The organism is Pseudanabaena sp. FACHB-2040, from assembly GCF_014696715.1.
Taxonomy (GTDB): Bacteria; Cyanobacteriota; Cyanobacteriia; order Phormidesmidales; family Phormidesmidaceae; genus JACVSF01.
Map to the genome: position 1 here is coordinate 355,479 of NZ_JACJQO010000001.1, position 13,912 is coordinate 369,390.

Below are 13,912 nucleotides of genomic sequence, written 5' to 3' on the forward strand. Positions count from 1 at the left end.
TTGGGCTGGCTCCGTTCATGCATGCAGAACCGTCTGTTTGCTCGAATACAGCATGATTACAGATTCCGCCCGTGACGGCTGAGCTGCCCAATGGGCACACTTAAACCATTCTCTGCTGTAACAAATACTTCAGTGACTCGATTCAACAAATTCCTAGCGAACCTGAGCCTTGGGGTAAGGTTGGGATTAGGGTTCGGCGGAACAATCTTCCTGTCAGCCCTAGTTCTAGGGGCAGCCGCAGGGACTCTAGCCCAAAACCGGATTGAACAAGACATTGGCAGGGAGCTGAACCATCTGGCAGACCAGATGTCAGACCAGCTAGAAGTCAGTATGTTCGAGCGCTACCGCGAAATTCAGATCATCGCCGGGCTAGAGCCATTCCGCAATTCGCAGACCCCAGTTGCCCAACAGCAGGCCCTGCTAGACACCCTACAAACCACCTACCCCAGCTATTCCTGGATTGGCTTTGCGGATACCCAGGGCATCGTTCGGGCCAGCACCCAGGGGATTTTACAGGGCAAAAACGTAGCCGAGCGACCCTGGTTTATCAACGCACAGCAGGCCTCCTTTGTCGGGGATGTTCATGAAGCACTGCTGCTGGCCAAGCTGCTGCCCCCCAACCCTAATGGGGAGCCCCTTCGCTTTGTCGATGTTTCAACCCCAGTAACCAACGCCCAGGGCGAGTGGCAAGGAGTTTTGGGCGCACACCTAAGTTGGAACTGGGTCGAAGCGGTCGAAGCCTCTCTGGTCGAGCAAGTGGGCGGCAACAAAGAGGTATTTATCCTCTCGCCTACCGGCACAGTGCTGTTGGGGCCTGCCCCTTGGCAGGATCAGGAACTATCTCTAGACAGCTTGCGCTTGGCCCAGTCCCAGCAAAGTGGCTATGTTGTAGAGGAATGGCCCGATGGCAAAGCTTACCTGACCGGGTTTGTGCAGTCCCAGGGCTACGACAGCTACCCTGGGCTGGGCTGGATTATTTTAGTGCGAGAGCAAACCGACACGGCCTTTGCTCCTGCGCAGGCTCTTTATTGGCAAATTTTGGGGGGCGGCTTCTTTTTGGGCGGGGGCTTTGCCCTGCTGGGCTGGCTGGTTGCGGCCCGCATCACCAACCCGCTACTGAAAATCGCAACTGCCGCCGATCAGATTCGTCAGGGCAATCGCACCGCTTCGATTCCTGTGTTGACAGGCAAAACCGAGACCGCTCAGCTGTCCCAAGCGCTGCACCAGATGGTGGCCAATCTAGTTAGCCAGGAACAGGCGCTAAAACAGGCCAATCACGAGCTGCAAAGACAGCTTGAGCTGAGCGATCGCAAAGACAAATCTCTACAGCGCAGCGAGGAGCAGCTGCGCCAAATTGTTGACAACATTCAAGATGCGCTGCTGCTTAAGGCGGTCAACACAGGTGAAGTGATTTACTTCAACCCCGGCTATGCCAAGCTCCACCAAGAAATCACCACTGGCGAAACAGCTCAAGACCCACAGGCGTGGCTCAGGCTGATCCACCCCCAAGACCAGGGACGCGTCACGCTGAAAATGCAGGCCCAGTATCGGGGAGAGGGCTTCCTAAACGAAGAGTATAGGCTGGTTTTACCTGATGGCTCCGTTCGCTGGATTTGGGATCGCGCTTTTCCCATCCGGGATGAAGCTGGTCAGGTCTATCGCTATGCCGTAATCAAGCGAGACATTACTGAGCGCAAATACTCCGAAGCCATTCTCAAAACGCTGATAGAAAGTACCGCCTCAACCACCGGCCAAGACTTCTTCTCCACCCTGGCTCAGCGCCTATCCGAGGTGCTTGATGTCGATCATGTGTTTATTGCCGAGCGAATTGGCGAAGAGCTACGAACTCTGTCTTTTTGGTCCCAAGGGCAGTTCCAGCCCAACATCACCTACCGGCCTGACAATACCCCCTGCCATGTCATCTTGAATGAAGGCATTTACTGCTTCAGCAACAATGTGGCAGAGCAGTTTCCAGACAACGAATACCTGACCAGCCTCCAGGCGCAGGGCTATTTTGGCGTTGCGATTACCAACGTTGTCGGCGAAGTCCTTGGCACGCTTTGTATTGTCAGCAGCAAGGCCCTCGATAGCCCCGACCGCTATACCGCCCTACTGCAGGTCTTTGCCATTCGGGCCGCAGCAGAGCTAGAGCGGCAGCGGGGAGAAGCAGCGCTCAAAGAAAGTGAAGGCCGATTCCGCCTGCTGGCCGAAAACACCCGAGATTTAATCTGCCTGCATCGGCCAACCGGGCATTTCCTGTATCTCAGCCAGTCCTGTCAAGCCCTGCTGGGATTTGCAACTGAGGAGTTGATTGGCAGCACCCCCTACGCCCTCATGCACCGAGACGATCGCCGCCGCATTCAGCTCGAAGTTCATCACATGATGCGGCAGGGCAATCCATCGCCCATTACTTACCAGGCCCGCCGAAAAGATGGCCAATACATTTGGCTGGAGAGCCTGATTAAGGTCATTAGTAACGAGATAGGAGAGGTTGTTTACTTTCAGACCAGCTCTCGCGATGTTACCGATAAAATTCGAGTTCAGCAGCAGCTTCAGTACGATGCCACCCACGACGGGCTCACCGGCTTGTCAAATCGTAGCCTGTTGCTGGAACGGCTAGCCCTAGCTCTAGAGCGGGCCAAACGCCATAGCGACTTCCACTTTGCCATCTTATTTATTGATCTTGATCGCTTCAAGGTGATCAACGACAGCCTTGGACACTTAGCGGGCGATCAGCTGCTGCGGTTAACCGCTCGCAAACTAGAAAAGACAATTCGCCCAATTGATCTGGCTGCTCGCGTGGGCGGTGACGAGTTTGTGCTGCTAATAGAAGAAGTGAGCGGCCTACAGGAAGCTATTCGCATCGCTGAACGAATCTTGACCTGCCTAAATACGCCTATAACCTTAGAAAAGCAGGAAGTCGTGGTCAATGCCAGCATCGGCATCATGATGGGAACGCCTGACTATGAGTGCAATCTGGATCTGCTGCGAGATGCCGATATTGCCATGTATTGCGCTAAAGCTAAGGGAAAAGCCTGCTATGCCATTTTCAACCCAGAGATGCATACTCAGGCGCTCAAGCAGCTCAAGCTGGAAAACGATTTACGGCGAGCCCTAGAAAACCAGGAATTTAGGCTACATTACCAGCCTATCGTTGATCTCTCAACCGGGGAGCTCTTAGGGTTTGAAGCGCTGGTTCGGTGGCAGCCGTCGGTGGAGGGCGTAGTCTCGCCTGCCGAATTTATTCCAATTGCTGAAGAAATCGGCCTGATCGTACCGCTTGGCAGCTGGATTTTGCATGAAGCCTGCCGCCAAATGGCCAGCTGGCAGAGCCAGTTTCCTGAGGCGGCCACTCTTAAGATGAGCGTTAATTTATCAGTCCAGCAGCTGCGGGAGGCGGACTTGCTCTCCCTGGTAGAAAACGTTTTGGGAGACACGGGGCTGCCTGGTCACTGCCTGGCACTGGAGATTACAGAAAGTATGCTGATGCAGGATGTTGAGGCCGTCAGCTGTTTGCTTGAGCAGCTGAGATCTCTTTCTATTCAAATCAGCATTGATGATTTTGGCACTGGCTTTTCATCTCTTAGCTATCTTCATCGGCTGCCGGTCAACAATCTCAAAATTGATCGTTCCTTTGTGAGCAATCTCTGCGATAGCCAAAGAAATCTCGGCATTGCTGAAACAATTATTGCCCTAGCCAACCAGCTTGGGATTGGCACCATCGCTGAAGGCATTGAAACCCAGGAGCAGCTAGAGCAGCTAGATGCAATCGGCTGCAGGCTGGGTCAGGGGTATCTTTTTAGCCCACCTGTTAGCGCTGAGGCCGCCAGTAAATTGGTTGGCCGGGTGGGTCAGCCGCTTGTTCTTAGTCCTCTCTCAAGCGACGAGAACGAACTTCCATCAGCGCCTGGCTAAGTTCTAAAAATCCTTGGGATTCTGGGTTGTCAGTGACGTAGACGGGCTGGTGCTGCAGGATTTGCCAGTAGTGCTTGATGTTGGCAACGCCGACAGAATGGGGAAAGGCTGCGGGATCAAACAGGCTTTCGTCGTTGGGGCTATCGCCAACGGTGACAACTTCGTTTGGCGTGATGCCGGGAAAGTTGCGGGTAAGCACTTGAAGCAGGGCTGCCGCTTTGCTTTGGTGGGCTAGCTTAATGTGGCACTGCACAGTGCTAAAGGTAAAGCCCCAGCCAGCGCGATCGCACATCTGCGCCATTTCCTCTAACTCAGGCTGGGTTAACCCGGATATATCAAAAGTCCAGTCTGTCAGGCGGTAGCGGTTATCGCCAGACGGCTGTAGATGCGGCCACTGAGCCTGCAAAGTTTCAAACATCTGGGCTAGCTGCTGGCGGTGGATAGTGAGATCGGCAATATCAACCAGTAGGGTGGGATCGAGGTGAGACTTGGGAAAGAAAAGGCCCCCGTTTTCTGCGATCGCACCTGCTACCGGCAAGTACTGCACTAGACCGCTCACCCAGCCTGCCGATCGACCTGTGACAATGACTACAGCAATACCAACCGTCTGTAAGTCCTGCAGTGCCTGAATGAGAGCAGGGGTGAATTCGCCCTGCCAAGTCAATGTGCCATCCATATCGGAGGCAACTAGGCGGAAGCTAGATCGCCGTTTTGCGAAAAATGGGCTAGAAAGTACATGAAAATCGGGCATACGTCCTCAATTGTGTGCTTTATCTAGAGGAACAAACTAAATAAGGCTATGGCTCCACTGTCCCCCGACCAGCGCAACTACTACTACCTCGTCGAGGCCGCCCGCACCGGGATTCACAAACCTATCCTGGCAGCCTTACACGCTGTCCAAAAACAGCCCCTGTTTCCAGAGGGCGAAACTGGGCTAGGCATTGCCCCTGCTAACCGCATCGCGCTGGAACAGGTCAACAGCTTTCCCACTCAGGTCCAGTATGCGGCCAATACGATCCGTAGCCTAACCGATGTGCTGATTGCTGAGGGCTGGCAGGGAGCGGATCTGTGGAATGCAGCCCAGGGGCGCTATAGCGATCGCTTCATCAACCGCATTGCCGAAGGCTACACCCCACCCCCGGCCAATACCGCCGCTGCCAGACTAGAACCCTCCAACGCCCAGGCGCTGCTGGCCGCCTACCAGGCCGACATCGCCGCCGATTACGAAGCCTATCAGCTGCCCCAAAGCTTAGCGGGTCTAGACCGCAATTTGCTGGCCTTTGCTGAGCGCATTCCCCCCAACTATGTCCGCCTTGACTTTCAGCGCCAAGCCCTGCTAGAGACAGCCCGGATCTGGCGCAGGCTCAACACCCAGGAGGAAGTGACTGCGGCCCTTGGGGTAGCCGTTACAGGCGAGGTTGTAGATGAGGCAGACCTAGACCGACGGCTGGTGGAATTTGTTCAGCAGGCGTCTCGCTACTACAGCGGCTACCCCTACCAGCGGGAGGCCCTGATCCGCCTGGTGCAGCTCTGGCGACAGCTAGATGCGCGGGAAGAGGCGATTCAGTGGCTAGAGACCAACGATCCCTTTGCCACCGAAACCAATGTGCAGATTGTCGATCCGGCGCTGATTGCGTTTGTGCAGCGTCTGCCGACCTTCTACCGGGGGCTGGGCGACCAGCGCTTTGCAGTAACTGAAGCCTATCGCCTTTGGAACAGGCTAGATTCACGGACAACGGCCATTCGCGCTTTGGGTGTTGACCCCGATGCTCTGTTGAATAATGCCAATAACCCGGAAGCCCTAAGAAGCGCAGCTCAGCAGGTGGATCGGGCTTTGTTAGACTTCATTGCCCGCGTTCCCAGGATCTATGCTGAAACCGAGGTGCAGCGAGAGGCTCTAATTCGCCTGGTGCAGCTCTGGCGACGATTAGACAACCGCACTGCCACCCTACAGTCTCTCTTTGAAGACCTAAGGCGAATGTCGCGAGCTGAGCGCACCTCTCCCGACGCAATGCCTGCCCCCACCCCACCCCCGGCTCCGGCCCGCCCAGCTCGCTGGACGCCCAGCAACATTCAGCTAGCGGCAGCAATTTTGCCCAATGGCAACTTTACCTGGGCTGAGGCTACCCAGGGCGGCTCCCGCATGCCTCCCGACCAAGCCACCGTCAACGCCATTGTTAGAATCGCAACTTTGGCTCAGCGGGCACGCGATCGCATTGGCCGCCCCTTCCGCATCACTAGCTGGTATCGCCCGCCTGCCATCAACCGCAGTGTGGGAGGAGCCTCCCAGAGCCGCCACATTGTGGGTGATGCCATTGACTTCTATGTCGATGGGCTATCGGGTACCCAGGTTTACCGCTCCCTCGATCCTTGGTGGACTGGTGGTTTAGGGCGCTATAGACAGTTTCCCTACCTGTGTCATCTTGATGCGCGGGGATACCGGGCGCGGTGGTTGAATTAGGCGCAAAGGGGCAGGCTTGGTTGGGGCAAGGGGGCCTACTTCGCAACTAATAGCCGCTTCTTTCCCAAAATCAACTTGCCGGAAATCATCAGCGAGTGTTTTCAAAGTTGTGTTTCCGGGACTGTGGCTAGAGATGCAAGACACGGCCTGATCCCTACCGGATAGTCAGAACGTTTGTACTGAGTTATATTGCTGGCCAAACACCCGAATTGAGTAGCAAGCTACTATATTAAGGATTGTTGTGCGCCCCTTTTTGCCGTTGCCCCATGCCCAAATCGGACGCTTCTGTGAAGAAATCTGCTGGCTCTCGCAATGGCAAGGTTGCTGAGAAAAATGGCCATCACCCCCGCCAGGCAGCCGTAGATGAGGCCGTTATTCGGATTCGGGGGGCGCGACAGCACAACCTCAAGGACATTGACCTAGAGATTCCCCGCAATCAGCTGATTGTATTTACAGGGGTTTCAGGATCGGGCAAGTCTTCGCTGGCCTTTGACACCATCTTTGCTGAGGGCCAACGGCGCTATGTGGAGTCGCTCAGTGCCTACGCCCGACAATTTTTGGGTCAGGTCGATAAGCCTGACGTAGATGCCATTGAGGGCCTTAGCCCGGCCATTTCTATTGACCAAAAATCGACCTCCCACAACCCCCGCTCTACGGTGGGCACGGTAACGGAGATCTACGACTACCTGCGACTGCTATTTGGTCGAGCCGGGGAGCCGCACTGTCCGGTGTGCGATCGCTCCATTTCGCCCCAAACCATCGACCAGATGATCGACCGGGTGATGTCGCTGCCCGACCGCACCCGTTTTCAGATCCTAGCTCCGGTGGTACGCGGCAAGAAGGGTACTCACAAAAAGCTGCTTTCTAGCCTAGGGGCGGAAGGCTTTGTGCGAGTGCGGGTAAATGGCGAGATTCGGGAGCTGACTGACAATATTGAGCTAGACAAGAACTACGCCCACACCATTGAAGTGGTCGTAGACCGGCTAGTGAAAAAAGAGGACTTGCAGGAGCGGCTAGCCGATTCTCTGGCGACCTGCCTGAAGCGGTCTGAGGGGATTGCTGTAATCGATATCCTCAGTGAGGCAGGGGAGCAGGAGGGCAAGGGATCAGGAGAGCAGGGAAGTAAGGTGGTGCCGCTGAATCCTAATGCGCTCTCTGACCGGCTGCCGATGGCGGCTGAGGCCGAGGGCAGCTACGGTAGCCCCAAGGAACTGGTCTTTTCGGAAAACTTCGCCTGCCCGCAGCACGGGGCGGTGATGGAAGAACTTTCTCCCCGACTCTTTTCTTTTAACTCGCCCTATGGAGCCTGCCCCCACTGCCACGGTTTGGGCAACCTGCGGACCTTTTCAGCTGATCTGGTGGTGCCTGACCCGACGCTGCCGGTTTATGCTGCGATCGCACCTTGGTCTGAAAAAGACAATACCTACTACTTCTCGCTGCTCTACAGCGTGGGGCAAGCCTTTGGCTTTGAGATTCAGACTCGCTGGGATCAGCTCACGCCGGAGCAGCAGCACATTGTGCTCCACGGCTCCACCGAAAAGATCTATATCGAGAGCGATTCTCGCTACCGCGAAGCCAAGGGCTATCACCGCCAGTACGAGGGCGCACTGCCCATTCTAGAGCGGCAGTACCGCGAGTCTACCTCCGACCTCCACAAGCAGAAGCTAGAAAAGTACCTAATCGACCAGCCCTGCGAAGTGTGCAAAGGCGCGCGGCTCAAACCCGAATCGCTGTCGGTCAAAATTGGCCCTCACAACATTCAAGACCTCACAGAGGTTTCTATTCGCGACTGCCTCAGCCGGATTGAAGGTTTGGTGGGAGAAAGCGGCGATTCTCCTCTGCTCTCGTCTCGGCAGATGCAGATTGGTGATCTGGTGCTCAGAGAAATCCGCGCCCGCCTAGAGTTCATGCTGGATGTGGGGCTAGACTACCTCACCCTGCACCGCACTGCCATGACCCTCTCAGGCGGCGAAGCCCAGCGCATTCGATTAGCCACCCAAATTGGATCGGGCCTCACTGGCGTGCTCTACGTACTAGACGAACCTAGCATCGGCCTACACCAGCGCGACAATGATCGCCTGCTCAACACCCTGCATCGCCTGCGCGACTTGGGCAACACCCTAATTGTGGTGGAGCACGACGAAGACACCATTCGAGCTGCCGACTATCTGGTAGACATTGGCCCTGGAGCTGGCGTGCATGGCGGGCGAATTGTGGCGGCTGGCGGTTTAGAGGCGGTAATGGAAGCCCCAGACTCTCTGACCGGAGCCTATCTCTCCCAGCGCCAAGTGATTCCCACTCCGGCAGAGCGGCGACCGGGTAATGGCCGCAGCCTCAAAGCCAAAAACGCCCGCCGCAACAACCTCAAGAACCTGGACGTAGAAATTCCCCTGGGCACGCTGACCTGCGTGACAGGCGTTTCTGGATCTGGCAAATCTACGCTAGTCAATGAGCTGATCTACCCCGCTCTACAGCACCACTTTGGCGTTAAAGTGCCCTTCCCTAGAGAAATGGACGAGCTGGCCGGACTGAAGGCGCTAGACAAGGTGATCGTCATTGACCAGTCGCCCATTGGCCGCACCCCCCGCTCTAACCCGGCTACCTATACCGGCGTTTTTGATGTGATTCGCAATCTGTTTACCGAGACGATTGAGGCCAAGGCCCGAGGCTACAAAGCTGGGCAGTTTTCCTTCAACGTTAAGGGCGGTCGCTGCGAAGCCTGCAGTGGTCAGGGGGTGAACGTAATTGAGATGAACTTTCTGCCCGATGTCTATGTGCAGTGCGAGGTCTGCAAAGGAGCCCGCTACAACCGGGAAACGCTGCAGGTGAAGTACAAGGGCAAGAGCATTGCCGACGTGCTCAATATGACGGCAGAAGAAGCCGCCGACTTTTTCCAAAACATTCCCCAAGCGGCCAGCCGTCTGCAGACGATGGTGGACGTGGGTCTGGGCTACATTCGGCTGGGCCAAACCGCGCCGACCCTGTCTGGAGGTGAAGCCCAGCGGATGAAGCTGGCCTCGGAACTGGCCCGCCGCTCTACTGGCAAAACCCTCTATTTGATTGACGAACCTACAACAGGTCTGTCTTTCTATGATGTTCACAAGCTGCTGGACGTGGTGCAGCGGCTGGTAGACCGGGGCAACTCGGTGCTGATGATCGAGCACAACCTGGATGTGATCCGCTGTTCTGACTGGATTGTTGATCTGGGGCCTGAGGGCGGTAACCGGGGCGGCGAGATTATCGCCGAGGGTACTCCCGAAGAGGTGGCGAAAAATCCTCGGTCTTATACGGGCACGTATCTGGCGCGAGTGCTGGAGCAGCACCCGCCTATTCCAATTCCAAAACCTGTCGAGGTGGGTTAAGTGTCTAGGGCGTTGGGGAGTAGAGACGCGGTTAATTGCGTCTCTACTCTTTGGATGATCTAGCAGGATTGTTTAACAGGCTGCTTGAGAGGTAGCAAAGGTTATTTGGATCCCCCCTGCCCCCCTTGGAAAGGAGGGGAAAGGCCTCCTTTTCCTACGCCTTTGGCGCATGCCGGTAAGGGCTATGGGGGGATTAGGGGGAATCGCTGCCGAGGTACCAAAAAGGTCTTTTCAAACAGCCTCTAAACGGAAGGGCCTCTAGGCCGTGATCGCTCTATTCAAGCGGGATGCGCTTGGTGAGAATGGACATCCATTCGTTGCGGCGGCCGGTGGGAATGGGTTCGCACCAGTCGTTGGGTTCGGCGTAGCCACGTTTGTGCAGGAAGTTGATGGTGCTGCTGATGGCGGAGAGGGAGCCATAGAGTAGATGGCGCAACTCTTCGTAGTCGGTTGATGGGTCAGCCGAAAGGGGGGACGCCGGTGCGCCCGAATCGGATGGTTGAAACATGGTTGGTCTGCTTCCTTAAATAGGGTGAATGCCCCACTCCTGAATAAAGGGAGATGGGGAAGGAAGCAGAACCCAGTCCCTCAGCACGCCCCGCTGTAGTGCAATTCGAGGTGGCTAGGGTATCATCACCAAAGCCCCCGACTGCGTCGACAGTCGCGGTGGTTAGCCGCCTGTGGGTGCTGTCACACCTTCAGGTGGCGCTAAGTTCGTGAGTTCTGCGAACGGCTGCTACGGGTTAATGCAACAGCTTAGGGATAGAGAATACACTTCCTATTAACCAGAGTCAACCGTAGTCGGGCAAGTTTTTTCCTTTGTTGACCCTCGTTTCTAGGTTCTGCCTGGGAATGAAGCCTTGTGGCTCCACTGCTTGAGATGAATGTCTTGAGCAGATGCTGAAACGCGGACGCAGCAAGGGCTTGAGGGGGGTCGATAGGCTATGTTGCAGTGCTGTCTATTGATGTGCATCAAAGCTTATGACGTTGTGCATTGAGTACATTGCAAAGTGCGCTGTGCAAATAAGGTGTTGCTCTATGTTCAGAACGTTGTGCATTGACGATAGGCTCTATTGAGCGGTCTACACGTTATGTTGAGTGCTCTACATAACGTGTTGAGGCTTTAACATAAGCTATTGAGCTGTCACAACGTTCTTGCGGGTCGTCACAACGCCCTTGCGAGTCCTCACAACGCCCTATTGCCGCTGCAATGAAACCTATTCAGTCACCTACTGCAAAGACTCAACCTGATCGTCAGGTGGGGGATGTCGGCCAATAGCCAAATCCGTTGCTCGGATGGCGAGGATGCGATCGCGATTTAGCGCTAAAGCTGTAACAGTTGCTCTGCCTGTAGGAGTTAGCCCAACGACCTCTAAGAGATCAGATGACCAGGCAAAGTGATCATGCCATCGCTGCAATCGAGGATTAAACAGGGCAACTTCAACGCCTGTTTGAAAATCAGTTACCGCTTGACGATTTGACTTGCGCCGGTTGCAGTGAAAACAAGCCAAGGCAAGATTTTCTAGATCGTCAGAACCTCCTGCCGTTAGGGGGATGATATGGTCGATAGTGAACTGAACATATTGCCATTGTTCGGAAGCGTGGCAATACTCACAAAGGAATTTAGCTCTTCGACGCACCTGCCGTTGCATTTCAGCAGGAATCTTCTTTCGAGCCATATTTACGAATCCTGTTTAGAACTCTCTAAAATGAGGTTCCTAACGGTACGATTCACGAAGCTAAGATAATCATCAATTTCCTCATACCGATCTAACTCGGCTTCTTCAGCTTCGTCCAAAGCAGCCTCTTGGTGCTTATCTAAAAGCTCCTGGATTCGATCTTGAATGGTTTTAGAAGCTCGAAAAATAGGAATACCCTCTTCCAAAGCAATGCTGACAGCACCCTCAATAGGAAGAGAACCGGGAAGATTGTTAAGTGTTGGCAAGGATGGAATAGCCATGACAGAGAATTTAATTAAGAGCTTTGACTAATAAGAGTGGCAAATTGCCTATCACTACGAATGGTATCGAAATCTGAGTCGGTCTTTGCCATTTCTCGGTATTTAGAATCTAGAGAGACAGCTTGCTGTAAAAAATAAATAGCGTTTTTAGGATCTCCCTGTAGCCCGTAGCAACAGGCTTTGTTATACAGGGGGCTAGGGTCATCGGGTTTGATTTCGAGCGCTTTTTCATACGATGCGATCGCATCTTCGTAGCGGCCCAAGTAGCCTAGCGCAATGCCCCGATGGTCCCAAGCTTGGTGAAAGTCGGGTTTGATTTCGAGCGCTTTTTCATATGATGCGATTGCATTTTTATGGCAATATAAATAGTTGAGCGCAACGCCCTGATAATCCCAAGCTTGGTAGAAGTCGGGTTTGATTTCGAGCGCTTTTTCATACGATGCGATTGCATCTTCATAGCGGCCCAGATCAATCAAGGCATTACCCCGATTGCTCCAAGCTTCGTAGTCATCGGAATTAGTTTTAAGAGCTTTGTCAAACGATTTAACTGCATCTTCATGACGCCCTAAACAGTTAAGTGCAAAACCCCAATGCCCCCAGGCTGGGTGAAAGCCTGGATTAATTTCGAGCGCTTTGTCAAACGATTCAACTGCATCTTCATAGCGACCTACATAGGTTAGTGCAATACCACGATGATTCCACGCTGTATGGAAGCCTGGATTAATTTCAAGGGCTTTATCAAACGATTTAACTGCATCTTCATAGCGGCCCAGGCCCATCAATGCGTTACCCCGATTGATCCAAACTGCATAATCACCAAAACTTGCTTTAAGGGCTTTGTCAAATGATTTGATTGCATCTTCATGACGTCCCAGGTTTACTAGCGCATTACCCCGATTGTTCCAGGCTTCGTGGAAGTTAGAATTAACTTTGAGAGCTTTGTCAAATGATTTAATTGCATCTTCATGACGTCCCAGGTTGATTAGTGTATTGCCCCAGTTATTCCAGGCTTCGTGGAAGTTGGGATTAATTTTAAGGGCTTTGTCAAACGATTTAACCGCATCATCATAGCGCCCCAGATTGACTAGCGCAAATCCTCGATTATTCCAAACTATACAATCATTGGGCCTAATTTCGAGGGCTTTGTCGTACGATAAAATCGCGTCATCATAGCGCCCCAGATTGACTAGCGCAAATCCTCGATTATTCCAGACCTCATAACCATTGGGCCTAATTTCGAGAGCTCTGTTAAATGATTCAATTGCATCTTCATAGAGTTCCAGACCGACTAGCGCATTGCCCCGACTGTTCCAAACTGCATAATCATCAGGTCTGATTTTGAGGGCTTCACCATACGATGAGATCGCGTCCCCATAACGGTTTAGTTCACTTAATGCAATGCCTCGGTTGCTCCAGGCTGTATGAAGATCAGGCTTAATTTCAAGGGCTCTGTCATAAGATGCAATTGCAGCTTCATGGTCTTGAGAGGCTGTAAAAAGATTGCCTTGCTCAAAATAGAGGTTGACCTCATCAACACTGTCAGAATAGCCTGCATCTAAAAGCGATTGAATCTCGAAAATTCTTTGGCTTCGCTCAGTTTGAGACCAACTAAGATACTTCTCATAAGCTCCCTGTAGCCATATCTCCCGTGATTTTTGGGACAGCTGCTCCGAATCTTCTACGTACTGAAAAATACCAGAGCGCCAATCAAAGAAATCTGGAGCACGCTGCACCAAGTATCTAATTGCAAAAACAGGCAGCAAAAAGACCAAGCAAGTACCAAAACTATCTCGAAAGTGTTCGCGCTGCTGGTTTAGATTTATCAAGATAGGGGGAACACCATGCCAGCTATAGGTATAGATCTTCTCGCTGCTCCAACCAAGCTGTTTTTTGGTTTCCTCGTAGTCGTAGAGCGAATATTCTAGTCCTTGAATAAACAGCACTTCGGTAGAAGTATGTTGGTCTAGAAAGCACTTAATTTGCTTGAAAACGTTGCCGTCTTCTATCGGCTTCTCAAACTTAAGAACTTCTGTCTTTTTAGTGGTTAAGTCTTTGCAAATTCGCTGGATAATTTTGTCGCTACCAAAGGGCGTGCACTGCACAAAAAACAGGCCAAACCCTTGAGTACGCCGCAGACCATTCAGCAGCGCCTGATATTCCTCTTCAGGATCTGCTTTGAGGTCATCTTCGTCCCAGTCGAGCAGGTTAGTCATG

The 13,912-nt window shown here is 53.3% G+C and carries 8 protein-coding genes; 3 read left to right on the plus strand and 5 right to left on the minus strand.

The window, feature by feature from the left end; genetic code table 11:
- The first annotated feature begins 132 nt into the window (after positions 1 to 132).
- Positions 133 to 3,915: an EAL domain-containing protein gene (locus H6G13_RS01595; protein ID WP_190481401.1), complete on the plus strand. Its 3,783-nt coding sequence runs from the start codon at positions 133 to 135 to the stop codon at positions 3,913 to 3,915.
- On the opposite strand, the gene H6G13_RS01600 is transcribed toward H6G13_RS01595, so the two are convergent.
- Positions 3,866 to 4,666, minus strand: coding sequence for an HAD family hydrolase (locus H6G13_RS01600; RefSeq protein ID WP_190481402.1), 801 nt, complete (start codon positions 4,664 to 4,666; stop codon positions 3,866 to 3,868). The two genes, H6G13_RS01595 and H6G13_RS01600, sit on opposite strands and share 50 nt — an antisense overlap.
- 48 nt (positions 4,667 to 4,714) lie before the next feature.
- On the opposite strand from H6G13_RS01600, the gene H6G13_RS01605 reads away from it, so the two are divergent.
- On the plus strand, positions 4,715 to 6,376 hold the full coding sequence (locus tag H6G13_RS01605; protein WP_190481403.1) for a D-Ala-D-Ala carboxypeptidase family metallohydrolase: 1,662 nt from the start codon (positions 4,715 to 4,717) through the stop codon (positions 6,374 to 6,376).
- Positions 6,377 to 6,642: 266 nt separating this feature from the next.
- Positions 6,643 to 9,738 (plus strand): excinuclease ABC subunit UvrA, encoded by a 3,096-nt coding sequence (gene uvrA, locus H6G13_RS01610; RefSeq protein WP_190481404.1) that lies wholly within the window; start codon positions 6,643 to 6,645, stop codon positions 9,736 to 9,738.
- Between the two features lie 274 nt (positions 9,739 to 10,012).
- On the opposite strand, the gene H6G13_RS01615 is transcribed toward uvrA, so the two are convergent.
- The 4 genes from H6G13_RS01615 to H6G13_RS01630 form a co-directional block, all read right to left on the minus strand.
- A complete protein-coding gene (locus tag H6G13_RS01615; protein WP_190481405.1) occupies positions 10,013 to 10,246 on the minus strand; it encodes a hypothetical protein in 234 nt (77 codons plus the stop codon).
- 721 nt (positions 10,247 to 10,967) lie between these two features.
- Positions 10,968 to 11,417 carry an HNH endonuclease signature motif containing protein gene (locus H6G13_RS01620; protein ID WP_190481406.1) on the minus strand — a complete coding sequence of 150 codons (450 nt, stop codon included), beginning with the start codon at positions 11,415 to 11,417 and terminating at the stop codon, positions 10,968 to 10,970.
- Between the two features lie 2 nt (positions 11,418 to 11,419).
- Positions 11,420 to 11,698 (minus strand): hypothetical protein, encoded by a 279-nt coding sequence (locus H6G13_RS01625; RefSeq protein ID WP_190481407.1) that lies wholly within the window; start codon positions 11,696 to 11,698, stop codon positions 11,420 to 11,422.
- 14 nt (positions 11,699 to 11,712) lie between these two features.
- Positions 11,713 to 13,911 carry a tetratricopeptide repeat protein gene (locus tag H6G13_RS01630; RefSeq protein ID WP_190481408.1) on the minus strand — a complete coding sequence of 733 codons (2,199 nt, stop codon included), beginning with the start codon at positions 13,909 to 13,911 and terminating at the stop codon, positions 11,713 to 11,715.
- Position 13,912: the final 1 nt, after the last annotated feature.

Excerpts from the sequence above, each read along its gene's own strand:
- H6G13_RS01600 (WP_190481402.1), bottom strand. The coding sequence starts at position 4,666 with ATGCCCGATTTTCATGTACTTTCTAGCCCATTTTTCGCAAAACGGCGA.
- H6G13_RS01605 (WP_190481403.1), top strand. The coding sequence starts at position 4,715 with ATGGCTCCACTGTCCCCCGACCAGCGCAACTACTACTACCTCGTCGAG.
- uvrA (WP_190481404.1), top strand. The coding sequence starts at position 6,643 with ATGCCCAAATCGGACGCTTCTGTGAAGAAATCTGCTGGCTCTCGCAAT.
- H6G13_RS01615 (WP_190481405.1), bottom strand. The coding sequence starts at position 10,246 with ATGTTTCAACCATCCGATTCGGGCGCACCGGCGTCCCCCCTTTCGGCT.
- H6G13_RS01620 (WP_190481406.1), bottom strand. The coding sequence starts at position 11,417 with ATGGCTCGAAAGAAGATTCCTGCTGAAATGCAACGGCAGGTGCGTCGA.
- H6G13_RS01625 (WP_190481407.1), bottom strand. The coding sequence starts at position 11,698 with ATGGCTATTCCATCCTTGCCAACACTTAACAATCTTCCCGGTTCTCTT.
- H6G13_RS01630 (WP_190481408.1), bottom strand. The coding sequence starts at position 13,911 with ATGACTAACCTGCTCGACTGGGACGAAGATGACCTCAAAGCAGATCCT.